General features: G+C 33.1%; 21 protein-coding genes and 2 pseudogenes. 18 read left to right on the forward strand and 5 right to left on the reverse strand.

Annotated features, from left to right (window positions below; all coding sequences use genetic code 11):
- The first annotated feature begins 139 nt into the window (after positions 1 to 139).
- A complete protein-coding gene (locus E2558_RS08110) occupies positions 140 to 1,006 on the forward strand; it encodes a trypsin-like serine peptidase (protein ID WP_126564767.1) in 867 nt (288 codons plus the stop codon).
- A gap of 190 nt (positions 1,007 to 1,196) precedes the next feature.
- Positions 1,197 to 2,111 (forward strand): hypothetical protein, encoded by a 915-nt coding sequence (locus tag E2558_RS08115; protein ID WP_126564766.1) that lies wholly within the window; start codon positions 1,197 to 1,199, stop codon positions 2,109 to 2,111.
- Between the two features lie 46 nt (positions 2,112 to 2,157).
- On the opposite strand, the gene E2558_RS08120 is transcribed toward E2558_RS08115, so the two are convergent.
- Complete coding sequence (locus tag E2558_RS08120; protein ID WP_126564765.1) at positions 2,158 to 3,036, reverse strand: hypothetical protein; 879 nt, start codon at positions 3,034 to 3,036, stop codon at positions 2,158 to 2,160.
- A 180-nt stretch (positions 3,037 to 3,216) separates the two neighbouring features.
- The gene (locus E2558_RS08125) at positions 3,217 to 4,068 is read right to left on the reverse strand and encodes an oxidoreductase (RefSeq protein ID WP_126564764.1); all 852 of its coding nucleotides are present in this window, start codon (positions 4,066 to 4,068) and stop codon (positions 3,217 to 3,219) included.
- A 318-nt stretch (positions 4,069 to 4,386) separates the two neighbouring features.
- On the opposite strand from E2558_RS08125, the gene panB reads away from it, so the two are divergent.
- The 6 genes from panB to E2558_RS08155 all read left to right on the forward strand — a co-directional run bounded on the left by panB (position 4,387) and on the right by E2558_RS08155 (position 9,315).
- Positions 4,387 to 5,214, forward strand: a complete 828-nt coding sequence (panB, locus tag E2558_RS08130) for a 3-methyl-2-oxobutanoate hydroxymethyltransferase (protein WP_126564763.1) — start codon at positions 4,387 to 4,389, stop codon at positions 5,212 to 5,214.
- Positions 5,198 to 6,052 (forward strand): pantoate--beta-alanine ligase, encoded by an 855-nt coding sequence (gene panC, locus E2558_RS08135; protein WP_126564762.1) that lies wholly within the window; start codon positions 5,198 to 5,200, stop codon positions 6,050 to 6,052. Before panB ends, panC begins: the two co-directional genes overlap by 17 nt.
- Positions 6,053 to 6,055: 3 nt before the next feature.
- The gene (gene panD, locus E2558_RS08140; RefSeq protein WP_103298828.1) at positions 6,056 to 6,439 is read left to right on the forward strand and encodes an aspartate 1-decarboxylase; all 384 of its coding nucleotides are present in this window, start codon (positions 6,056 to 6,058) and stop codon (positions 6,437 to 6,439) included.
- Between the two features lie 209 nt (positions 6,440 to 6,648).
- Positions 6,649 to 6,954 (forward strand): TM2 domain-containing protein, encoded by a 306-nt coding sequence (locus E2558_RS08145; RefSeq protein ID WP_126564761.1) that lies wholly within the window; start codon positions 6,649 to 6,651, stop codon positions 6,952 to 6,954.
- A gap of 217 nt (positions 6,955 to 7,171) precedes the next feature.
- Positions 7,172 to 7,786: a hypothetical protein gene (locus E2558_RS08150; protein WP_126564760.1), complete on the forward strand. Its 615-nt coding sequence runs from the start codon at positions 7,172 to 7,174 to the stop codon at positions 7,784 to 7,786.
- Between the two features lie 77 nt (positions 7,787 to 7,863).
- A complete protein-coding gene (locus E2558_RS08155; RefSeq protein ID WP_126564759.1) occupies positions 7,864 to 9,315 on the forward strand; it encodes a SulP family inorganic anion transporter in 1,452 nt (483 codons plus the stop codon).
- A 76-nt stretch (positions 9,316 to 9,391) separates the two neighbouring features.
- Here E2558_RS08155 and E2558_RS08160 read toward each other — a convergent pair whose 3' ends face one another.
- The gene (locus tag E2558_RS08160) at positions 9,392 to 10,075 is read right to left on the reverse strand and encodes a M15 family metallopeptidase (RefSeq protein ID WP_126564758.1); all 684 of its coding nucleotides are present in this window, start codon (positions 10,073 to 10,075) and stop codon (positions 9,392 to 9,394) included.
- Between the two features lie 159 nt (positions 10,076 to 10,234).
- Here E2558_RS08160 and E2558_RS08165 point away from each other — a divergent pair, with 159 nt between their 5' ends.
- Complete coding sequence (locus E2558_RS08165) at positions 10,235 to 11,098, forward strand: hypothetical protein (protein WP_126564757.1); 864 nt, start codon at positions 10,235 to 10,237, stop codon at positions 11,096 to 11,098.
- Positions 11,099 to 11,287: 189 nt separating this feature from the next.
- Complete coding sequence (locus tag E2558_RS08170) at positions 11,288 to 11,854, forward strand: DUF805 domain-containing protein (RefSeq protein WP_126564756.1); 567 nt, start codon at positions 11,288 to 11,290, stop codon at positions 11,852 to 11,854.
- Positions 11,855 to 11,977: 123 nt separating this feature from the next.
- On the opposite strand, the gene E2558_RS08175 is transcribed toward E2558_RS08170, so the two are convergent.
- Entirely contained in the window at positions 11,978 to 13,588 is a 1,611-nt protein-coding gene (locus E2558_RS08175; protein ID WP_126564755.1) for a MutS-related protein, read from the reverse strand.
- A gap of 159 nt (positions 13,589 to 13,747) precedes the next feature.
- On the opposite strand from E2558_RS08175, the gene E2558_RS08180 reads away from it, so the two are divergent.
- The 5 genes and pseudogenes from E2558_RS08180 (at position 13,748) to E2558_RS08200 (ending at position 19,053) form a co-directional block, all read left to right on the forward strand.
- Positions 13,748 to 14,047 (forward strand): hypothetical protein, encoded by a 300-nt coding sequence (locus E2558_RS08180; RefSeq protein ID WP_126564754.1) that lies wholly within the window; start codon positions 13,748 to 13,750, stop codon positions 14,045 to 14,047.
- Between the two features lie 154 nt (positions 14,048 to 14,201).
- Positions 14,202 to 14,606 carry a DUF2992 family protein gene (locus E2558_RS08185; RefSeq protein WP_126564753.1) on the forward strand — a complete coding sequence of 135 codons (405 nt, stop codon included), beginning with the start codon at positions 14,202 to 14,204 and terminating at the stop codon, positions 14,604 to 14,606.
- Positions 14,607 to 14,849: 243 nt separating this feature from the next.
- Positions 14,850 to 16,139: an arsenite efflux transporter membrane subunit ArsB gene (arsB, locus tag E2558_RS08190; protein WP_126564818.1), complete on the forward strand. Its 1,290-nt coding sequence runs from the start codon at positions 14,850 to 14,852 to the stop codon at positions 16,137 to 16,139.
- 86 nt (positions 16,140 to 16,225) lie between these two features.
- Positions 16,226 to 17,467: an ArgE/DapE family deacylase gene (locus E2558_RS08195; RefSeq protein WP_126564752.1), complete on the forward strand. Its 1,242-nt coding sequence runs from the start codon at positions 16,226 to 16,228 to the stop codon at positions 17,465 to 17,467.
- Positions 17,468 to 17,657: 190 nt separating this feature from the next.
- Positions 17,658 to 19,053: pseudogene (locus E2558_RS08200) on the forward strand (YfcC family protein).
- Between the two features lie 137 nt (positions 19,054 to 19,190).
- Here the strand turns inward: E2558_RS08200 and E2558_RS08205 are convergent.
- Complete coding sequence (locus tag E2558_RS08205) at positions 19,191 to 20,390, reverse strand: MFS transporter (protein ID WP_126564751.1); 1,200 nt, start codon at positions 20,388 to 20,390, stop codon at positions 19,191 to 19,193.
- 132 nt (positions 20,391 to 20,522) lie between these two features.
- On the opposite strand from E2558_RS08205, the gene E2558_RS08210 reads away from it, so the two are divergent.
- The 3 genes and pseudogenes from E2558_RS08210 (at position 20,523) to E2558_RS08220 (ending at position 22,939) form a co-directional block, all read left to right on the forward strand.
- Positions 20,523 to 21,413 carry a LysR family transcriptional regulator gene (locus E2558_RS08210; RefSeq protein ID WP_126564750.1) on the forward strand — a complete coding sequence of 297 codons (891 nt, stop codon included), beginning with the start codon at positions 20,523 to 20,525 and terminating at the stop codon, positions 21,411 to 21,413.
- Positions 21,414 to 21,535: 122 nt separating this feature from the next.
- Positions 21,536 to 22,315: pseudogene (locus tag E2558_RS08215) on the forward strand ((S)-acetoin forming diacetyl reductase).
- 384 nt (positions 22,316 to 22,699) lie between these two features.
- Entirely contained in the window at positions 22,700 to 22,939 is a 240-nt protein-coding gene (locus tag E2558_RS08220; RefSeq protein WP_126564749.1) for a hypothetical protein, read from the forward strand.
- Positions 22,940 to 22,959: the final 20 nt, after the last annotated feature.

Here is a 22,959-nt window from a genome sequence, read left to right on the forward strand (position 1 = left end):
AATTATTTTATAATTTTAAAGAAAAAGACGTATTATGTCCCAGTTATGTAATATAATAATAGTGAAAATTTTTAAATAATTATAATGCAATTGAGTTGGAATGTTCATTTTATAAAAGGAAGGAATTAGGAGATAGGTTATGTGGAAATCTAAATTTAGTAAATCTTTAATTGCTAGTGCTATTATTGGCGCAACAGTATTAGGCTATACTGGTCATCATGATGAAGCTAAGGCAGTTGAAACAAACTATTATTATGATGGAATACAATCAAGCAGTTATCAAGCATATTTAAAAGCTAAAAAAATTAGCAATAATAATATTTCTATTCAATATTACCCAAATGCGGCGCAAAATAATTTAAAAGCAGTTGGACGTGTTTCTAACTTAAATGGTTGGAAAGCAGGGAAACCAGAATATAAAGGCCAGGATTCAATGGGTACTGGTACAGTTATTGGCGCACATACATTTATTACAAATGCGCATGTTATTGATGATAAATTTGGTAGAGCTGCGGCACCTAAATACATTAAGTTTCAAATGAATCGTGATGGAAACCGTATACCTTATGCGTTCCAAGCAAGTGAAGTTATTAAAGTGCCTCAATATGATATTGCTATTGTACATACAAAAGAAAATATGGCGAAATATGTGAAACCAGTTCGCATTGCAACAGATGCAGAAATTAATAAATTGAAATTCAATACGCCACTTTATTCGTTAGGTTATCCTTGGCAATATGGCGATAATACGAAACCATATTTTAATAAATTACGTGTGACACAATTTTCATCAAATGGCACAGAAATTCAAACGAAAGATATCTTTAGATCAGGTGCTTCAGGTTCTCCAATGTTAAATAGTAGTTTTAATACAATGTACGGGTTAAGAACATATGGTTATAACTTAATGGGTGGCTCATCAGATGCTTATGCGAAGCAAGAATTGTCTGGTGGGGAATCATTTAAAGGTTATGCTGGGAATTTTGTACGTCAGCACATTAAATAATATAAGTTTATAGACTGATAGGGCATGCTTGCTGGAGTAATTACGAGAGGTGATTGTTTTAGTGGGTGTGCTTTTTTTGTGGAAATTTTGCGCAGCGACGGATTATGTCGGTATTAACAGTTATAATGGAAGTATGATTAATTAAGGGGTATTTGGTTCTGCATTTTCAAAAAGAGAAAGGAATGGGAAAATGAAAAAGAATTATTTAATGGTTGGTGCGTTGACGGGGACGTTGTTGTTAGCGGGTTGTAGTTTGACGATTAATGGGCCTGGTAAGTCGACGGAGGATAGTAATAAGACGTCGCAGTCGGATAATAAGAGTAGCGACAATTCGAAATCTGAGGAATCTAAAAAAGCGGACAATAATTCAAAATCGAATGAGAATTCTAATCAAGAATCAAAGAATAATAATACTGATAATGAGGTACAGAATTTATCTCAAGCGGAGAAATTGGCTTTAGCGTTAGAGGATGGAGCAATTTCAGAGTATGCAATTACAGCGGATGAATTGAGAAATCATTCATATACGACAAAAAGTTTTGATGGTGATCGTCAACATCATATTGATACTTATTATATGGAACATTCGGGAGCTGGTATTGAAGGTGCGCCAAGTGATATGAAGTTTTATAATGCGAGACCTGCTAAGGGTAATTTTGTGACGCTTGTTGGAATTGGAAATGATAAGATTTTAATAGCAGGCACTCAAAGTCCTGGTAATTATCAATCTTTTGTAAATTCTCAAGCTGGTAATGAGCTTGATATTCATGATTTATATGAAAAATATGGCAATAATTCAGATTATAAAGAGGTAGCGAACCAAATTTCATTTAGTCAGGCACCACAGACTAGTAATCCTGAAGATGACGCTACTGATGAATCTAGTAGTGAAAAGGTAACGCGTGAAAATGTGATTGATAAGGTTGAAGATTATGAGGGTCATAAGTTGGATACGTCTACTTATACTTATAAGGAGCCTGAACAAAATTCTGATGGGGATTGGGGATTCTCGTTTGTTGATAAAAATGGTGATTTAGCGGGTTCTTATATTGTTACTGCTGATGGAGATGTAACGAAATATGATGAAAATGGAGACCCGGAATAAATTCGGATATTAAGAAGAAATGAGACAGAGATCTAATTTTATATAATTAGATCTCTGTTTTACTTTCATAGGTTTGTTTAATTTCATCTAAGCGTTGGATGAAACTATCGATATATGATTGGGGTTCTAGCATTTTGGCTAATGGTGCCAATTGGTAAGCGATGTAATAGGCATCGTATCTTGTGCAATTGACCCAGACGAGTAAATTTTTGTCGTAGCGTTCTACTACTTCTTTTATTGAAAATTGTTGTTGAAATTGGTTCCAAATTTGTTCATCTATTTCGAATAAAACAGGGTTTGAGGCACAATCTTTGATAAATTTTGATTCAAGTACTTTAAATGATTGGATATCTCGTAACGATATAGTATAAATCTTATGCTTTTCTTCATAAGTAAACCAATAATCGAAATGCATGTATAAAATAGAGAGTGGTTTAATAACAAATTTTTGATTCTTCACTTCAATGCGAACTAAGTTTTTATTAACTATGGCTTTTTGAAGTGCCATTAATAACTTGCCCGGTAAAACCTCTGGTCGCACTTTAAACTGATTTAACATTGTCATTAGCATGTGTTTATCTGAAAGTTTGAGCGCAGCAATAGAACTCGAAAGATATTTATGAATGTCATAATGTAATATTGGCGTTAAACTTTGTAATTTAATTAGTAAACTTAAAATACCTAAGCTATGTTTAGAACTCGTTTCTTGCTTAAGTTCATAGCCATTACGTTTGTGATTGTATACTACACGCGTATTAGTATGATTCCAATAAGGACTTTCATAGAAAAAAGTATTGATCGTATTAATATCACGTTGAATAGATTTTTTACTTACATCTGTGAAGTTACGTATATCATCTTGTGTAACGATACGACCATTAAGAAGTAATGTGAGTAGGTTAAGTATACGACTCGATTTATCCAAGAATGTTGTCCCCTTTATATCGAAAGTAAACTTACTTTAAAAATTATTTATATCGTACCATATTATTTTTGTGATGTGTATAATTCTAAAATTAAAAAATTGTGGCGATTAAATGGAATTTTATTGAAGAAATAGAAATAGTAGATAATCAGTGTTTAAGCACAAATTATCCACTATTTTTTATTGTTGAGTAAGTGATTGATGTGAAAGTAAAAGCGCATAAATGGTATCAAGATGTGGGGTGTTAAGTTGATGCTTTCTTGCTTGGCGATAAATGAATCCTTGAATTGCTTCGACTTCAAGTGGTTGATTCGCAATAACGTCGTAATACATACTTGTTCCCATTTGATTAGGGTAGCCTGCATAAATGTTCATGATATCTTCGACAATAGTATTTGAAAAATGAATCCCTTCTGCTTTTGCCACTTGTATTCCTTCTGTTAACAACTTTCTACACAGATTATTTACTTCATTAATTTTTAAAATTTGAGCGGTATTTCTACCGAGTGCAGTTATTGAATTAATACCTAGATTAACGAGTAATTTATACCATATTTTTTCTTCAATATTCTCTTCTAAAACAATCTCGATTTTTGTTTTATCAAAGATTTTCTTTAGTTCTGTAGTGTGTGCGTCTTGTTGTAAATGTAGACGATAGTCTCGGAAGTGTGTGACTTTGTCTTCTGTCTTTTGTCCACTGATATAGACCACAGCCTGATAAGTGTGTTTGAAAGGAAGCTGTGGGAGTAGGCCATAGCCATTTTGAGCCAAAATAAAAATTGTTTCGCTATGTGCAAGATGGTGAAGTTGTGGCATCAAGGCGTCAAGTTGATGCGTCTTCACGGCAATGATGATAGTGTCGAAAGTCGACTTTATTTCTTTAATGTCGTGGACTTTGATGGTTTGGTTAGCCGGCTGAATAGTCATTTGTTTTGATGTACGTCCAATAAGAGTGACGTTCGGTAAGGTTTGTTTGAGTTCGTGTGCAATGATAGTTCCAACTGCGCCAGCACCAATAATCGCAATATTCATGGATAAAGTTCCTTTCCTAAAAAATATATTCATTATTATACAATTTTTTATTGTAAGAAAATGTGGTTATTTTAATAAACTAAGTACTGTAATTATATGGATATTGAATTTACACTTTTATTGAAAATAAAGTTTTGTATTGAAATAATAAACACTATGTTATTTAATAATTATTTGAAATAGTGTATTAACTATTTTAAATAAGCTTATTTATGGCGAAATTTTAAATTTTGAGAGTATTTTAAAGTATTATTACGTATAAGGCTATATAATGAATTTTAATATAAATGAACTCATACTATAGGAGATATTAAATAAATGAAAAATTTAGCGAAATTAGTAGAAATGAAGCAAAGTAAAACGAAAATTTCGATGATTACCGCTTATGACTATCCTAGTGCGAAGCAAGCACAAGAAGCATGTGTGGATATGATATTAGTTGGAGATTCGCTAGGCATGACGGTGCTAGGTTATGAAACAACAACGCAAGTTACATTAAATGATATGATTCATCATGGTAAAGCGGTGCGCCGTGGTGCAGATGACACGTTTGTAGTTGTGGATTTACCCATTGGCGCAGTTGGTGTAAGTGATGAGCATGATTTGAAAAATGCGATTACTTTATATCAAGCAACGAATGCGAATGCGCTAAAAGCAGAAGGTGCGCATTTAGTAAGTTTCATTAAAAAAGCTACTCAAATCGGTATTCCTATCGTGGCACATTTAGGATTAATGCCTCAAAGCGTTGGCGTCATGGGTTATCGTTTGCAAGGTGGCACGAAAGATGCTGCGGAACAATTAATTCAAGAGGCGCATGCAGTACAAGAAGCCGGCGCTGTAGCCTTAGTTCTTGAAGCCATTCCTAGTGATTTAGCTGGTCTTATTAGTCAACAATTAGATATTCCGGTAATTGGTATTGGTGCTGGTAAAAATACGGATGGTCAAGTATTGGTATATCACGATATGTTAAATTACGGCGTTGATCGATATGCTAAATTTGTGAAACAGTTTGCTGATTTCTCAGTAGGTGTTGAAGGTATTAAGCAATATGACGAAGAGGTAAAAGCTGGCCTTTTCCCAGCAGAAGAACATACGTATAAGAAGAAAATATTGGATGAGGTAAATAGTGATGACACAAGTAATTAAGACTGTGAAAGAGATGCAACAAATTACGCAAGAGTTGAAACGTTCTGAGAAATCAATTGGGTTTATACCAACGATGGGTGCGTTGCATGAAGGACATTTAAGTATGATGCGCCGTTCTGTAGAAGAAAATGATGTCACGATTATAAGCGTGTTTGTGAATCCATTACAATTTGGTCCTAATGAAGATTTCGATGCTTACCCACGTCAAATTGAACAAGATGTAGCGTTAGTGGAAGAAATTAATGTTGATTACGTTTTCCATCCTGAAGTTGAAGAGATGTATCCAAACGAAATAAGCGTGACATTGAAGGTGGGACGTCTAGCGGAAGTCTTAGAAGGTGCCCAACGCCCTGGCCATTTTGATGGCGTAGTGACGGTTGTAAATAAATTATTTAATATTGTACGTCCGGATAAAGCTTATTTTGGAAAAAAAGATGCTCAACAGCTCGCAATTATTGAAAAAATGGTAGAAGATTTTAACCATCAAATTGAAATAATAGGAATTGATATTGTACGTGAAGAAGATGGTTTAGCACGTAGTTCACGAAATGTATATTTAACAGAAAACGAACGCCAAGAAGCTGTCCATTTAAGTAAAAGTTTAAAATTAGCTAAGTCTTTATATGAAGAAGGCGAACGTCGTAGTAATAAAATAGTCGGTGCGATTAAAACATATTTAGCTGAAAATACAAGTAGTCATATTGATGAAGTTGCGATTTATAGCTATCCAGAATTAGAAGTTGTTACTGACATTGAAGGGCAAATATTTATTTCATTAGCTGTTAAGTTTTCGAAAGCACGTTTAATAGATAATATTATTTTAGGAAGTGGAAAGTAAGTTATGATTAGAACAATGATGAATAGTAAAATACATAGAGCCCGTGTTACGGAATCTAATTTAAATTATGTTGGAAGTATCACGATTGATGCAGATATTTTAGATGCGGTGGATATTTTGCCTAATGAAAAGGTAGCTATCGTTAACAATAATAATGGAGCCCGTTTTGAAACATACGTGATTGCGGGTGAACGAGGTAGTGGCAAGATTTGTTTAAATGGTGCAGCTTCTAGATTAGTTGAAGTAGATGATGTCGTTATTATCATGACATATGTTCAACTAGATGAACGTGAATTAATTGATCATGCGCCAAAAGTAGCTGTTATGAATGAAAAGAACGAAATTATTCAAATGATTCATGAAAAAGAAGGCACAATTATTAAATAATTAAGTGAGCCGGCAGTCTTAAAAATTAGTATTTGAAATTCGAGGGAGAGGATGCGAACCTTTCCCTCGAAATTTTTCGCTAATTAAATAAAAGCAAAGTTTAAAAAGTTGGAAGTAAAACTTTTTAAACAGGTATCCTGATTAGAATAGTATGGTATTATATTATATAAATATAAAATGAAATATTTATATAATAGAGGTGTTAAATCATGGATTTAGATGAAAAAAACTATATTGAACAGCAAGTGGCTAACAGAGGTAAATCTAAAACACCTGCATTTCTACTATGGTTCTTTTTAGGTAGCTTTGGGGCACATCGTTTTTATTTTGGTAAAACAGGGTCAGCAGTAGGTTTACTTTTAGTTACCTTACTTGTAAGTTGGTGGATATTCTATATTCCAACTTTAATTTGGTTACTAATTGATGTGTTCCTAATCCCAAAATGGGCACGAGACTATGAACAAGCAATTAGAGATCAAGCCACAAATGAAGTTAAATTACTTCGTAATCATTAGAAATATTGGGAAATCCTCTCTGGCAATGATGACTAAATTTGAAAAGCTTGATTTAAGCCTATTTCAAACTAATCACTGCCAAAATGCTAACTGAGGCTGGGACATTTTATTTTGTCTCAGTCTCTTATTTTGTTGAAATAAAGGAAATTTTCAATTTAGATACTAACGTTTCATATAACTATTTTGTAGTCTACAATATATTTGAGGAGGGTTACAATTGAGATTGAAGAAACTTCTAAGTATCTCATTATTATTATCAGTATTTTTAGGTGCATGTGATATCAATATAAATTTAGATAAGAATAAAAATAATGATAATAATACTCAACAAAATCAGCAACAGACTAGTAATAATCAAAATCAGAACGTCGAAAATGGAACATCTCAGAGTAACAATCAAGAATCTAATCCCATTTCGATTGATAAGGCTAAAAATATCTCTTATGACTTAATGGAAAAAGAAGGCGGCGTGTCTTTTAAGGAGGGTGATCTTGAGTATAGAGAAGATAAAAGCGATGATAATCAAATATTTATTGAAAGTCCGTTATTTGGAATTAATGGTTCTGCAAAAAGTCATATAATTCTAAATAGATATACTGGAGAAGTAATTGAACAAGATGGAGGCCCTCCAGCACCAGACGGTCCTTTACGTCCTAAAAATGGAAAAATAGATAGTGGAACTTATAATATATTAGTTAAATATTACAATAATTATGTTTATAGAAATGGTGACACTGTATATAACTATAGCGAGGAACCCGTACCTGTTAGTCAATATAAGGAAGTTAATGCCAAAGTTTGGGAGTATATTGAAAATAATATGCCACAATAACTAAATTTTAAAAAAGTTTTCAACAACTTAATGTTTAACTGTTATAATAGGCTCTGTCTAAAAAAGGAGAGTCAAAAATGATAGAAAGATTAAAGTCTGAATGGTTAGTCAATCCTGGTAAAAATATTATGGCTGGGATTGTAGTTGCGCTTGCCTTAATTCCTGAAGCGATAGCGTTTTCTATTATTGCGGGTGTAGATCCTATGGTAGGGTTATATGCCGCATTTATCATCGCAACGGTCACTGCGATTGTTGGAGGACGTCCTGCGATGATTTCAGGTGCAACGGCTGCTGTGGCATTAGTTGTGACGCCGTTAGTCAAAGAGCATGGCGTTCAATATCTTTTTGCAGCGACAATTTTAATGGGAATCATTCAATTGCTATTAGGGATTTTAAAAGTAGGTCGCTTAATGAAATTCATTCCACGTTCAGTGATGATTGGTTTCGTGAATGCCTTGGGTATCATGATATTCTTATCTCAAATTGAACATATTTTTGGAATTTCAATTGCAACTTACATCTACGTGATTGTTACTTTGCTTATTGTCTTCATTTTACCTAGATATTTCACTGCAATTCCTGCACCGCTTATTGCGATTATTTTACTGACAGCACTTTACTTATATACTGGCGCTAATATTCGTACAGTTGGTGATTTGGGAACGATTAAACAAGCATTACCTCATTTTATTATTCCTGATGTACCTTATACACTGGAAACCTTAAAAATCATTCTACCTTATTCCGTTTCCATGGCTATTGTAGGTTTAGTAGAATCCTTACTTACAGCGAAAATTGTGGATGACTATACTAATACTTATAGTAATAAAAATAAGGAAGCACGTGGACAAGGTATTGCAAATATTATTACAGCCTTATTTGGTGGTATGGGCGGATGCGCGATGATTGGTCAATCAGGTATCAATGTGCGTTCAGGTGCAAATAGCAGATTATCAACATTGACGGCGGGTATCTTCTTAATCTTTATGATTATGGTACTTGGCCATTTAGTCGTTGAAATGCCAATGCCTGTATTAGCTGGTATTATGGTCATGGTTTCAATTGGCACGGTCGATTGGGGTTCATTTAAATATATTAAAAATGCGCCAAAGACTGACGCATTTGTGATGATTCTGACAGTTGTTATTGTGTTATTTACAAGTAACTTAGCACTTGGCGTAGTCGTAGGTGTTATCTTTAGTGCGCTATTCTTTGCAACGAAGATTTCTAATATTGAAGTTTTATCTGAAAAGGTAAACAACAAACGCGTACTATCATTTAAAGGTCAAATCTTCTTCGTTTCTATTGATTCAATGATGAACCAACTTGATTTTAGTATTCAAAATGAAACGATTGAATTAGACTTTAAAGATGCGCATTTATGGGATGATTCCGCTGTAGATGCGATTGATACTATTGTGAAAAAATATGAAGATCAACATAATACGGTTCAAGTCAAAAACTTAAATACAGATAGTCGAAAAATCATCTCTGAACTGAGTCAATTAAAAGAAAATCATTTATTATAAATTAAACGTTCGTATTAATTTAAAACCCATGAAAATAAAGGCAAACTTTTCGTGCCTTTACTTTCATGGGTATTTTTTATTTTAAGCCTAGGTATTCTTCTAAAGCTTGATTAGACTGATAAACCTTATTAGCAGTATCTTTACCTAAATAACGCAGATGCCATGGTTCATATTGATAACCAGTGACTTTTTCTTTCCCTTTTGGGTGGCGTACGATAAAGCCATATTCATGTGCATGTTTAGCAATCCATTTGCCTTCTTTAGTATTACCAAAGCTTTTATATAAATTTTTATTTGAACCCACGGCTCCCACATCATACGTTAAACCTGTTTGATGTTCTGAGTGACCTGGACGTGCGCTATATTTATCAGCTGCTTTTTTACCATCTCGTGCGGCATATTGATTAAAAAGTTGCACTTGAGTTTGATAATCTCTAAAACCACTAATTTTGTATAAATTAAGGCCTTCTTTGTGCGCTTGATTGAACATTTGTTGAAGTGCTTGTTGAGACTCTGGATTCTCTCCAGGATTGAAATTAGAGGGAAGACTGACTTCCTTATTAACAATTAAAATATTATCTATGTATGTACAGCCATTTTTTGTTACTTTTTTATGATTTTTCTTTATATGTTGATTATTTTGAGTATCTTCATTTTGTTGGTTTTGATCATTGTCAGAAACATCTTTATTATTTGAATGATTACCACAAGCTGTGAGTAATAAAGTACTGAATATTAATGTTGCAAAAAATTTTTTCATTTTAATATCCCTTTCTAAGTATCTTCAAATAAAATAATAGAGTCGTTAATATAAATCAGCGTAGGAAAAGAAAAATTTATATTTAACTTAAGTTAAAACTATTGTATAAATAAAGTATAATATTTTTATTTAATAATGTGAACGTTAAAGGAGTAATGAATGAAGAAATTTTTATTTTTAAGCGGAGCGCTTTTAATATTATTAACAGCTTGTAGTACAAGCAATCCTTCTAAAGAAGATAAAGATAATTCTCATACAGAACAAAAAGATAAACAATCTAATAAGAGTGAAGCAAAAACAACTACGATTAATACAGCTAAATTATCTGAAAAGACAAAATTAGCTTTAGCTTTTTGTGTTGAAGATGCTGAACAATATACATTAACTAAAAACGAAATTCTAACAGGAATTTATGAATATCGTTTATCTACAGGTAAGAAGATTCTTAAATTAGTTGATTTTACGTTGGTTAAATTTAAAGATTCAATCGATAATGCCCCAGACGGTATGCATTTTTATACAGTATATCCAGATAAAGGAAATTTTAAAGCGTTGATTGGAGTCAATAAAGATAAAATCTTTATAGGGCGTTTGAAAAAAGATGTGACAGATTACAATGAATTGTTAACTAAAGGCGAAGAGGTAGATTTAAAAGACGTGTATCTTAAAAACAAAGGAAATAAAGCGTTGCCTGAGTTAATCAGTAAAATGAACATTTCAACTACACCTCCAAAAGATGAGGAAGATGGAGAAAACCCACTTTCAGATAAAAATTTAGAAAAATCTGGAGTGGTAAATACACATTTCCGTACTCAAGCGTATCAACTTATTTCTGATTTTGAAGACATTCCTGTGAGTAAAACGAATTACATATGGGATGATGTTAAACCAATAGGCAATAAAGGTGATTGGAAAGTGAATTACCGTAATAAAGATGGGGAAATCTTAGGTACATATGTTATGGAAAAAGGGAAAATATCTAAACTTGATCCTAATGGCAAAGTGATAAAGCAGGAAAAATAAAATAATAGGTATTAAAGCTCAGAAGCAAGATTAATTGCTTTTCTGAGCTTATTTAATCTATATGCTTTCCGTAAAATTAGAAAAATAATTACATGTATAATATTGAAAAAATTATTTATTTATATTCATTTTTAATAAATTTTACATATGATAAGATAAAAGAAAAGGTGGATAAAGGAGGCATTAAATATGAACCCAAAAGTAGGTTTCGGTCAAGCCTTTAAACTATTTTGGAAGAATTACTTCAATTTTAAAGGGCGTTCAAGACGTAGTGAGTATTGGTTTATGCAATTATGGCACTTAATCTTTTATATTCCTTCTTTACTTGTTTACATCACAGGTATCATTTTCTTTATACTAGCATTTTCCTTACATGAAGAAGGTTTCATGATTGCAGGAGTTATTTTAGTTCTTTGTGCAGGCTTTTATACGATTATTTATGTACTAGCGATTCTCATCCCTCAACTTGCATTAACTACAAGACGTTTCCATGATACGAATCGCACTATGTTGGTACCAGTACTTGTCGTAGTTTTAAATATTATAGTATTTATAAACCAAGTCTTTATTGATATTAATGACCCTAATCTTGAAAGTGGATGGAGTTTAGGATTCACATTAGGAGCTAGTTTGATTACATTTATTTTAGGTATTTATCAACTTGTAATCACTTGTTTTAATAGTAAAATTGAAAAAAATAAATACGGTGAAAGTCCTAAATTTAAAAACTTAAAACCTTATCACGAAGAAGCCTAAACATTTAAAAGTGCCCATATAAGTTAATGCTGAAATTAGCTTATATGGGCATTATTTATTGTAATTTAATAAATTCCTAGAAAAATGTTTTACATGAAACATTTTAAAGTTTGAGACGTGAAACTACAGTTGTTCAACTTGTTGTTTCGCGTTTTTATATATCTTATTTGGGAAATGCGTGATACGTAATAACTCAATCGCATTACGTGTATTAGCTTTGCCTTCTTTAATCTTATAGTCAAAGTAGATTTCATTATTTTCAATAGATTCATTGAAATGATAGTTATGATAGTCAGGTTGTAATAACTCTGACAATTCAATATCATGTGTTGCTGCGATGACTCTATAATCAAGTTCTTGATCTAAATAGCTAAGTACAGATTCTGATGCTGCAATACGCTCCGTCGTATTTGTACCTTTAAAGATTTCGTCGATAAAGCAATAAACTGGCATGTCAGTTTCTATATCAAATAAACGGCGGATTGATTTAAGCTCGGCCATAAAGTAGCTGTCGCCTGATAGCACGTCATCGGCATTTGCCATGGAAGTATAGACTAAACCGGGTTGATAGCTAAATTTGTCGGCTGTCGCAGTTTCGATAGATTGGGCGAGTATCAGGTTAATTGCTACAGATTTCATAAATGTTGATTTCCCTGATGCGTTTGAACCCGTTAATAGAATATTGTGATCGATGTTGAGGTCGTTTGGCACTGCATTTTCCAATAAAGGATGAACTAAATTGGTAAATTCTATCTTCTTTTTTTCTGAAAAGGCAGTCGGCTCACAGTAGGTGTCTAGGGTGCGTCGGTACATGGCTAGCGAATAATGATTGTCTAGGGTGCTTACGTAGTCATAGCAAGCTAGCAATTCGTCTTGATATTTAAAGTATGTGTGTTGGATGGTATGGAAGAGGAAGTAATCTACCATGAATGCCATTTTCAACATCATGACGAAAGCGCCACCGATATCTTGGTCGCCAACTTTGCCGAGTAGGCCACTAAATAAACGTGCGCCTTTGAAGTGATTGAAGTTGGTTTTAACTTCTGGCGTGCCTTCTATTTGGTCAAGATAATATCCTTGTTTAAGGACGTTAGCTGTATAGAATAATGATTTTAAGTCTTGGTCATAAGTGCGTTTTAAGGTGCCTGATAAGATGATATTGAGTAAAACTGCAAAGATTGTGATTAGGACACCAGTTGATGGAGAAATGAATATTATTAATAATCCTAATATTGGCAGGAAAGGACATATCATAAATAAATTATTGCGTTTAATTGGCTTAAGTTGATCTGGGAAGATCGGATAGACGACTTTACCAATTAGGGCTAAGCGATATGAAACGCTATTGCGAAACTGTGTGTTTGTATTGAACTGGTCTAATAGTTGTTTATTATTTGTTTGAAACATATGTCGTAAAGTGGCATACCATTTCATTTCACCAATTGCGGTGAAGTTAAAGTTGCTTCGATGAAAGATGTCTTCAAGGCTTAAGTCTGACCACGTCTTATCATCAATGAAATTGCGGTCAGGGTATGTATCGCGTCTAAGTTTAAATTGATAATCAAAGCGAGCATTTGGACGTATAAATGTTTCTAAAGGACGTTTGTTCTGCCACAAATATTGAATTTTAGAGATTAACTTTCGTTTCTCAGAAATTGAAATCACAATGTTAACAATTATTCCTAAAATGATAATGCCTAATACCAAAAGTGCGTAAGTCTGATAAATATTCATAATTAACTCCTTAATTATTTAATTCACTTATATAATTATTTCATAATAAGATGTAATTAACAAAAAATATAAATTAAAATGAGATGTTTGTATAAACGATTTAAGAATGATTTAGAAGTATAATGTAGTTAATCAAACATCGAGAAGGAGCATTAGAATATGTTTATATCTTATTTTACTGAAACTGTTCCTACTGCATCTATGACTGAATTAAATTCAAACCTTAAAAATATTTTTAAAATGGCAAGAAAACTACAAACTGGCGTCTACATTTTAAATAAGAAAAATATTGAAGGCGTCATTTTAACTCAACAACAGTATGAAAATTTACTTCAAACGATAGAAGATTATGAAGATCAATTTGATGAACTTATAGTTTTAGAACGATTAAATGACAATAGTAAGAGAGTGTCTGACGAAGATCTCAGAGGAAAGAACAATACTTTTACAGAAGATTGAAGTTGGTTTCGTTGAATGAATCAGTTATGCTTAAGGAGAAATGTAAAAACACAATTGGGTTGGTAGTCCCAATGCAAATGTAATAATTTGTCAGTAACCTTCCTCCTCAGGTCGTCCCTCATTTCAAGTTATATATTAAGAGGAGGGGCACTCATTGGAATTATCAATATTTCATGATGGTCAATTTTTTATAGGTTTGGTTGAATATAGGGAAGAAGATAAAATTAAATTTGTAAAATTCACCTTTGGAACTGAACTGAATAGTGTGGATATTTTTAATTTCATTCATAATCGCTTAGATGAACTGATGAATCAAACTAAAGTATCGGTTATAAAAAAGAAACCGAAAAAAGTTAATCCTAAACGGTTACAGAGACAAATTGCTAAGGAACAAAAGCAAACTAAGTATTCTACTTATGCACAACAAGCAATTAAAAAAGAACAAGAAATTAAAAAATTAGAGCGCAAAAAGAAAAACAAATTACAGAAAGAAAAGACGAAAGCTCACAAACGACAGCTTAAAATGCAAAAAACAAAGCAAAAGAAAAAAGGGCATTAAGTCACTCGGTAAGTAATTTGTAAAATTTTCGATAATAAGACTTCGAACATCGTATATGTTGGAGGTCTTATTTTTTATTTATTGAAGCCTACGATTATATAGCCTGATAGATTTCAAAATGTTGCTCGTGATATGCTTAGTTGTGACGTAGGAGGACTTGATGAATATGACAGATAAACAATTATTATCAACATTCAATTTATTTAATTATAAAAATGTTATCTTGTTGGGTGATCAACTATGATGACATTTTTAGCAATTGCGATTTTTATCATCACGTTAATTTTTGTGATTTGGCAGCCAAAGGGTTTAGATATTGCCATTACTGCTGTTATAGGCGCAATATTGGCACTTATTACTGGCGTTGTAGGTTGGTCGGATATTGTAGAAGTGACGGGAATTGTATGGAATGCGACTTTGACATTCGTAGCAATTATTTTAATTTCGCTGATACTCGATGAAATTGGTTTTTTCGAATGGGCAGCTTTACATATGGTGCGTGGTGCTAAAGGAAATGGCGTTAGGATGTTTGTCTACATTATGCTACTTGGCGTCGTTGTGGCAGCTTTCTTTGCGAATGATGGTGCGGCACTAATTTTAACGCCAATTGTACTCGCAATGGTGCGTCATCTTGGTTTCAATAAGAAAGTCATTTTTCCGTTTATTATCGCCAGTGGATTTATCGCAGATACGACGTCGTTACCTTTTACAGTAAGCAATTTAGTGAATATTGTATCTGCTGATTATTTCAATATTGGATTTATTAAATATTTTAGTCGAATGATTATTCCAAACTTATTTTCTCTAATCGCAAGTATTGGAGTATTATGGCTTTATTTTAGAACCTCTATTCCGAAGGGGGTAGATACGCAATCTATTCAAAGTCCAAACACGGCGATTAAAGATCGAAAGCTCTTTCGTATATCTTGGATTGTTTTAGCGATCCTGCTTGTAGGCTATTTAAGTAGCGAATTCCTTCATATTCCTGTGTCATTCATTGCCGGGGGTATCGCGATAATTTTCCTACTCTTGGCTCGTAAATCTCATGCGGTTTCTATTGGAAAAGTTATCAAAGGCGCGCCATGGAATATCGTGATTTTTTCATTAGGTATGTATTTGGTCGTCTTCGGTTTGAAAAATGTAGGAATTACGACAGTGTTAGGACAAATTTTTTCAAATATCTCAGTACACGGATTATTCACAAGTATTATGGGTGTAGGCTTTATTTCTGCAATACTGTCATCAATAATGAATAACTTACCAACCGTTTTAATAGATGCGATTGCGATTCATCAATCGCAAGTTACAGGCTTTCTTAAAGAAGGTATGGTGTATGCAAATGTGATTGGTTCAGATTTAGGTCCTAAAATTACGCCAATTGGTTCTTTAGCAACGCTTCTATGGCTTCACGTGTTAGCTCAAAAAGACGTTAAAATTTCCTGGGGAATTTATTTTAAAACAGGTATTGTTATTACTATTCCTGTGCTATTTATGACTTTATTAGGTTTATATATAACATTAATTCTCTTTTAAACTAGATGATTTTCTTTAGCTAAATTAACATGATACAGTTAATTTATAATTAAAATTGTATTTATTTTAAAAGGAGTAATGAATTCATGAGTATATTTTCAGAAAAAGAAAAAATTCAAATGTTAGCCGATATTGTTGAAATGAATACAGTAAATGATAACGAAATTGAAGTCGCACGTTATTTAAAAAAATTATTCGAAGACCATGGTATTCAAGCAGAAATTGATGAAGTTGAAGAAAATCGTGTAAATTTAATTGCTTCTATCGGAGAAGGGAGTCCTGTCGTAGGTATTTCAGGACATATGGATGTCGTATCTGAAGGTGACCCTGATGATTGGGACTACCCGCCATTCGAGCTTACAGAAAAAGATGGCATGTTATATGGGCGTGGAACATCAGATATGAAAGCAGGTCTGTTAGGCTTAGCTATCGCTATGATTGATATTAAAGAAAATGACGCTTTACCTAAAGGTACAATCAAATTTATGGCAACTGCGGGCGAAGAAATGGAACAGTTAGGTTCAGCTCAATTATATGAAAAAGGTTATATGGATGATGTTGAAGCGTTAATTATTGCAGAGCCATCTGAACAAAACCTTGTATATGCGCATAAAGGTTCAATGGATTTCAGAATTACATCTAAAGGACGCGCAGCGCATAGTTCAGTGCCAGTGATTGGTCATAATGCGATTAAGCCTTTAATCCAATTTATTCAAAATATTGATGAAGAATATGAACGTATTTCGAAAGAATTAAAATATGAAAAATTAGATTTCTCTCATTTAATTGAACGTATCCAATCACAATTACAACAAAATAGTGAATTAGATGAAGATGAAGTTAAACGTGTCATCTCAGGCTTAGTCATCAGCAATACAATCATTCACGGAGGCAATCAAGTCAATTCAGTGCCAGACGTAGCTACTGCAGAGTTTAATATTAGAACGGTGCCTGAATACGATAATGCCAAAGTGAAAGAATTATTTAAAAAATACCTTGAAGAAATCAATAAACAAGGCGGTAAATTAGAAGAGAATATGTACTTAGACTTAGATCCTGTTTTAACAACTGGAGACAATGATTTAATCAAGACAGGACAACAGGTCGCTAAACAAATCTTTGATGAAGATATCGTAGCATCACCAACTGTCGCGGTAACAGATGCATCTAACTTATTACGAGGTAAAGATGAACACTTCTCATTCTTAATGTTTGGTCCTGGAACAGTGCCTCATCAAGTAAACGAACATGTAGATAAAGAGAAATACTTTAAATTTATTGATTATTATACAGAACTACTTACAACTTATTTAAAACAACATGACTAAGTTTTAAATTCAAACTATACCTCTATAGGCGGTAACACTTTTAAATCAAGTGCTACCGTCTTTTTTGATTTGCAATGAATCTTTTCTTTTAAATTATGTCTTACGCATTAATTCTAAATAGGGTATGATAAAAATAATAATTTTTGTAAAATTCAATCAATTTAAATATGAATAAAGGTGCTGATAAAAAATGGAAGACAGGAAATCCAGAAGATTTAAATTTAAAACACCACACACTTATGCGTTACTGATGTTTGTGGTAGGTCTCGCATGGTTACTAACATATATTATTCCAGCAGGTGAATATACAAGAGAAAAGAAAGGTGGCCAAACGCTAGTTGTTTCTGGCACGTATCATACTGTTGATTCTGCACATTTAAATTTTCTAGAAATATTTAGATCCATTCCTGAAGGTTTGATCAGTGGCGGAGAAATTGTATTTTATATCTTTTTAGTAGGTGGAGCATTCGGTATTATTCATAAAACAGGCGCCTTTGAAAATGGAGTTAATAAGGCAATGCGTTCACTAGGTAAAGCTAACTTTCTAATGATTCCTTTAACAATGACAGTATTTTCAATTTTAGGATTTACGATAGGTTTAGCTGAAGAAACAATTATATTTGTACCTATAGGGATTATTATTGCGCGTACATTAGGCTACGATGCATTAACAGGCGCGGCTATGGTTATTTTAGGTGCGGCAAGTGGTTTTAGTGGCGGGATGCTCAATCCATTTACAGTTGGGGTAGCTCAAACGGTAGCAGAATTGCCAATGTTCTCAGGTTGGGGGCTACGTACAATTATCTACTTATTTATTCTGACGGCGGCAATTTCCACTGTCATGTTATATGCACATAAAGTTAAAAAGGATAAAACGAAAAGTATCGTTTATCATCTTGAACAAGAAGAAGGTCATGCCGACCAAGAAGTTGAATATCAACATTTTAGTAAGCGACAAGCCTTCAGTTTATTAATTATCGTAGCGACGATTTTATTTAATGTCTTTGGTATTTTTATGTTTGATTGGACTTTTAATGAGATGAGTGCCAACTTCTTACTTTCTGGTATTGTCGCTGGTTTAGTCAGTGGCTTAGGAATGAATGGCACATTTGATGCTTTAATTGAAGGTATGCAGAATATACTTTTTGGAGCAATGATTGTAGGTTTTGCCAAGGGAATTGTAGTTATTTTGGAAAATGGAAAAAATTATCGATACGATTGTTCATGGTATGACAACTTTATTATCCAATGTACCGGCATCTTTAGTCATCATTGCTATGTTCATTTTACAATTCTTGCTAAATTTCTTTATACCATCTGGATCAGGACAAGCACTAACAACTATGCCGTTAATGGTTCCAATATCTGATTTATTACATATTAATCGACAACTTACAGTACTCGCATTTCAATATGGTGATTCAATTAGTAATATTTTATTTCCTACTTCAGCCATTCTTATGGGAGCTTTAGCCGTAGGTCGTATTTCATATACAGAATGGATTAAATTTGTTTGGAAATTAATTCTGTTATGGGTAATCATTTGTGCCATTGCAATGTCTATTGCCTTGGTAATTGGTTATTAAAATGCGATGGGGTAAGACTGAGGTTTGTCTGAAGTTAGTAGGAGGGACGTCTTAAAAACCTTGTTATATCAGCTTTTAATAAGAAAAGAGGAATTTAAGTTGAAGTGGCTCAAATTCCTCTTTTTTATATTATTTCCTTATGAATGATTTGTTGATACTTTGTGAGGGTGTTTATGATGGCGACCGTGTATGAAGTAATACGCAATGATAGCTATGATAATAACACCAGCCATCGCTAAATAAAGATTTCTATAGCCTAAGAAAGGGATAAATATTCCTAGGATGAATGGTCCCATACCTGCACCGAAATCAACAAAAATATAAAAGGTTGATGTGGCTAATCCCATTTTACTAGATGGTGATTGTTGAACAGCAATTGCTTGTGCAGTTGGAATCACAGTACCATAGCCAATACCGATAAAGGCTGCTGCTACAAGTAAAGTGAATGAAGAAGTTGTCATGCTTAAGATAACTAAGCCTATCGCAAAACTAGCTAACACTGGGTACATTACCTTATTTTCCCCAAAACGATCATAAACCTTACCTGTAAATGGTCGTGTAATGAATGTCGCAATGGCAAACACGACAAAGAAGAAACTTGATGCTGTGACTAGGTCGAGTAAATCAGCATAAATAGATAAGAATGAAAGAACGCTCGCATACGCAATACCGACTAAAATAACTACCATTGAGATAGGTAGAGCTTCTCTTTGTAAAAATGCGTTAATCCCTTTCGGCTTGCGTGTCGCATCTTCACTTGTGTCCATTTCATCCATTGGTAACTTTTTAATAAAAATAGTAAAGACAAATGCGATAAGAATACTGATTAGGCCAATTGCAAAAATTGAAGAAAATCCTAAATTGTTGTCTAACACTAACCCAAGAAATGGTCCGAATGCAGAGGCTAATGTCACGCTTAGTCCATAATAACCAATACCTTCCCCTTTACGTTCTTCGGGAATAATACGTGATGAAATTGTACCAGTCGCAGTAGATGAAAAACCGAAAGCTAAACCATGAATAAATCGAATTAACATTAATACCCAAATATTATTAATTGTGAAATACAATGCAATCGCAATGATTGAAGCGATGACGCCTCCGAGTAATACCTTTTTCGGTTGTAAACTATCGATAATACGACCAGAACCGAGCCTGCCACCTAACATACCGATAATAAATACGCCGGCAGCTAAGCCCCCCATGCTTTCTGACGCATGGTATTCATCAATAGTAAATGAGGTTACTGTAACGATAAGCATATAATGGATTAAATACATAAATAAATTAACTAACGTTACAAAGATGAAGTCTTTTGTCCATAGACGTTGAGCCATGTTCTCCCTCCTAAATCATCATTCTGAATATGTGTTTTCCTATATAAAGTCATTATAGTAATCAATTATACTAATGTATAATTAGAATTAATGAAGTTAATATAAGTAGAGCTAATATTGAAGAGGTGTGAAATGAACTTTGAGCAATTAAGCTATATTAAAACGGTCTATGAACAAGAATCGATTGTTCGTGCAAGTCAGATGATGCATATTAGCCAATCGGCAATGAGTCAGTCAATTGCTAGTCTTGAGAAAGAGTTAGGTTATCAATTGTTTTACCGTTCCCGAAAAGGCACTGTCCCAACGAAAATAGGAAAGCAATTGATACCTAAAATTTTAGAAATACTTGAAGCTAAAGAACATTTAATGATTGAAATAGATAGCTTACAGACGAATATTGCCGGTAAGTTAAAAATTGCAACTATACCAACTATTTTCCATAAATTAGTGCCTAAAGCACTATCACAGTTCAAACAAGATTATCCTAATGTAGATATTGAAGTGATTGAAGCGGATCGTGAAGATATTGTTTCAATGGTTGAGAATAATGAAATTGACTTGGGATTAACTGGTCAAACGACCATCAATGAAACCCCGAAGAATATTATTGAAACGTCACTTAATTTAACCTCGAATTTTAAATTGATTGTCCCAGCTAAATCTAAGTTGACGTTTAAAGATACAGTCGATTTAGAAGATATCAAAGATTATCCGTTTGTACTATACGATCGTAGTTTTTACCATCATCATTTAAGACAATTTGAACAGACAAGCGGGGAACTAAAAATTGTCTTTCGAACTAATAATCCTGTGGTACTAATGAGAACAGTAGCGGAAGGGTTAGGTGTGGGTATTGTTTCTAGTTTAATGTTAGAAAATGAACCATTCTTGAATAATGAATTAATTGAAGCAATTCCTCTGGGTCAGCCTTTCAATTATTTTATTAACTTTGTTGCTGTAACACACAAGGAGCGCAATCATGATAGCTCTGTTCAAGCTTTTATAAAGTATTTAAAGCATTAGTAAAAATGATTTATCTGAAGACACCTCACAAAACTGCCAAAGATTATTCATAAAGCGTTCAAAATATTATTATATAAAAGTGATAATATAATAAATGAATAATATTTTAAGAGGTGTTTTTTATGAGTAATGCGAAAAAAGTCGCAGTCGTTACAGGTGCTGCACAAGGGATTGGATTTAAAATCGCTGAACGTTTATTTAACGATGGATTTAGTGTAGCGCTTGTTGACTTTAATGAAGAAGGCGCTAAAAAAGCAGCAGCTTCATTAAAAGCAGAAGGTCAAGAAGCAGTTGCATTTAAAGCAGATGTTTCAGACCGTGAAAATGTCTTTAATGTTTTACGTGGTGTGGTAGAACATTTCGGTGAATTTAATGTATTAGTAAATAATGCTGGTTTAGGACCAATGACACCTATTGACACAGTAACACCTGAACAATTTAGCCAAGTTATCGGCGTTAATATTGGTGGTGTCTTCTGGGGTATCCAAGCTGCGTTAGAACAATTTGAAAAATTAGGTCATGGCGGTAAAATCATCAACGCCACTTCTCAAGCAGGTGTTGAAGGTAACAAAGGTTTATCTTTATACAGTAGTACTAAATTTGCTGTACGTGGTTTAACTCAAGTTGCTGCACGTGACTTAGCGGAAAAAGGAATTACAGTAAACGCTTATGCACCAGGTATCGTTGAAACTCCAATGATGGAAGGTATTGCGATTAAATTAGCTAAAGAAAATAATCAACCTGAAGAGTGGGGTTAGAAACAATTTACTGATCAAATTACATTAAAACGTTTATCTAAACCGGAAGACGTTGCAAATGTGGTTAGTTTCTTAGCAGGTAGCGATTCTGATTACATCACTGGACAAACAATTATCGTTGACGGTGGTATGAGATTCCACTAATTAAAACTATAATTTTAAATTGAGTAAGAGCAGGTTCAAGACATGATAGTCTTGAACCTACTCTTATTTTTTCTTCTTTTTTTTACGATAAATATGATTCATGGTACCTACAAAACATCCTAAACTTATTAAAAAGATATTGATATAAAAGCCTAAACCTTTATGTGTGTAGAGATTAGTGAATGTATAAATACAGTAAGTCAAAGCGACGAGTATAATCGCGTAAATGATAAAGAGTTTAGTACTAAACCATTTCATTAGCTATCACCTCAATCATTATAATTGCGCTTTATTTATTAAAAATATATTTATATAAAAGTCATTCCTTTTCTTTGTGTAAATGTTATATAATATTGTTTAAACCTATAGAAAGGAAAAGATTAAATGAGGTTAAACAGTATTAATTTAGTTTCTAGTATTTTATGTATTTTATCATTTTTATTAGCTGTTTCAATTATGTTTACAAGTATGTTTTGGTATTTACCAGGCTTTTTTGTAATTCTGTTATCTGTAATCTCTAGTATCGTAGGTATGATGAGTGGCAATAGACTATTAAATGGTGCAACTTTGATTTTAACAATTGTTTTCTTTGTTATTTTTTCAAGCCCATTACTTTTAGCATAGAACAATAACATATATTTTTA

Origin of the sequence: Staphylococcus pragensis, assembly GCF_004785665.1 — a bacterium.
GTDB lineage: Bacteria > Bacillota > Bacilli > Staphylococcales > Staphylococcaceae > Staphylococcus > Staphylococcus pragensis.

Bases quoted from the DNA above. Each gene is read 5' to 3' on its own strand.
- E2558_RS08110 (WP_126564767.1), top strand. From the start codon at position 140: ATGTGGAAATCTAAATTTAGTAAATCTTTAATTGCTAGTGCTATTATT.
- E2558_RS08115 (WP_126564766.1), top strand. From the start codon at position 1,197: ATGAAAAAGAATTATTTAATGGTTGGTGCGTTGACGGGGACGTTGTTG.
- E2558_RS08125 (WP_126564764.1), bottom strand. From the start codon at position 4,068: ATGAATATTGCGATTATTGGTGCTGGCGCAGTTGGAACTATCATTGCA.
- panB (WP_126564763.1), top strand. From the start codon at position 4,387: ATGAAAAATTTAGCGAAATTAGTAGAAATGAAGCAAAGTAAAACGAAA.
- panC (WP_126564762.1), top strand. From the start codon at position 5,198: ATGACACAAGTAATTAAGACTGTGAAAGAGATGCAACAAATTACGCAA.
- panD (WP_103298828.1), top strand. From the start codon at position 6,056: ATGATTAGAACAATGATGAATAGTAAAATACATAGAGCCCGTGTTACG.
- E2558_RS08145 (WP_126564761.1), top strand. From the start codon at position 6,649: ATGGATTTAGATGAAAAAAACTATATTGAACAGCAAGTGGCTAACAGA.
- E2558_RS08155 (WP_126564759.1), top strand. From the start codon at position 7,864: ATGATAGAAAGATTAAAGTCTGAATGGTTAGTCAATCCTGGTAAAAAT.
- E2558_RS08160 (WP_126564758.1), bottom strand. From the start codon at position 10,075: ATGAAAAAATTTTTTGCAACATTAATATTCAGTACTTTATTACTCACA.
- E2558_RS08165 (WP_126564757.1), top strand. From the start codon at position 10,235: ATGAAGAAATTTTTATTTTTAAGCGGAGCGCTTTTAATATTATTAACA.
- E2558_RS08170 (WP_126564756.1), top strand. From the start codon at position 11,288: ATGAACCCAAAAGTAGGTTTCGGTCAAGCCTTTAAACTATTTTGGAAG.
- E2558_RS08175 (WP_126564755.1), bottom strand. From the start codon at position 13,588: ATGAATATTTATCAGACTTACGCACTTTTGGTATTAGGCATTATCATT.
- E2558_RS08180 (WP_126564754.1), top strand. From the start codon at position 13,748: ATGTTTATATCTTATTTTACTGAAACTGTTCCTACTGCATCTATGACT.
- arsB (WP_126564818.1), top strand. From the start codon at position 14,850: ATGACATTTTTAGCAATTGCGATTTTTATCATCACGTTAATTTTTGTG.
- E2558_RS08195 (WP_126564752.1), top strand. From the start codon at position 16,226: ATGAGTATATTTTCAGAAAAAGAAAAAATTCAAATGTTAGCCGATATT.
- E2558_RS08205 (WP_126564751.1), bottom strand. From the start codon at position 20,390: ATGGCTCAACGTCTATGGACAAAAGACTTCATCTTTGTAACGTTAGTT.
- E2558_RS08210 (WP_126564750.1), top strand. From the start codon at position 20,523: ATGAACTTTGAGCAATTAAGCTATATTAAAACGGTCTATGAACAAGAA.
- E2558_RS08220 (WP_126564749.1), top strand. From the start codon at position 22,700: ATGAGGTTAAACAGTATTAATTTAGTTTCTAGTATTTTATGTATTTTA.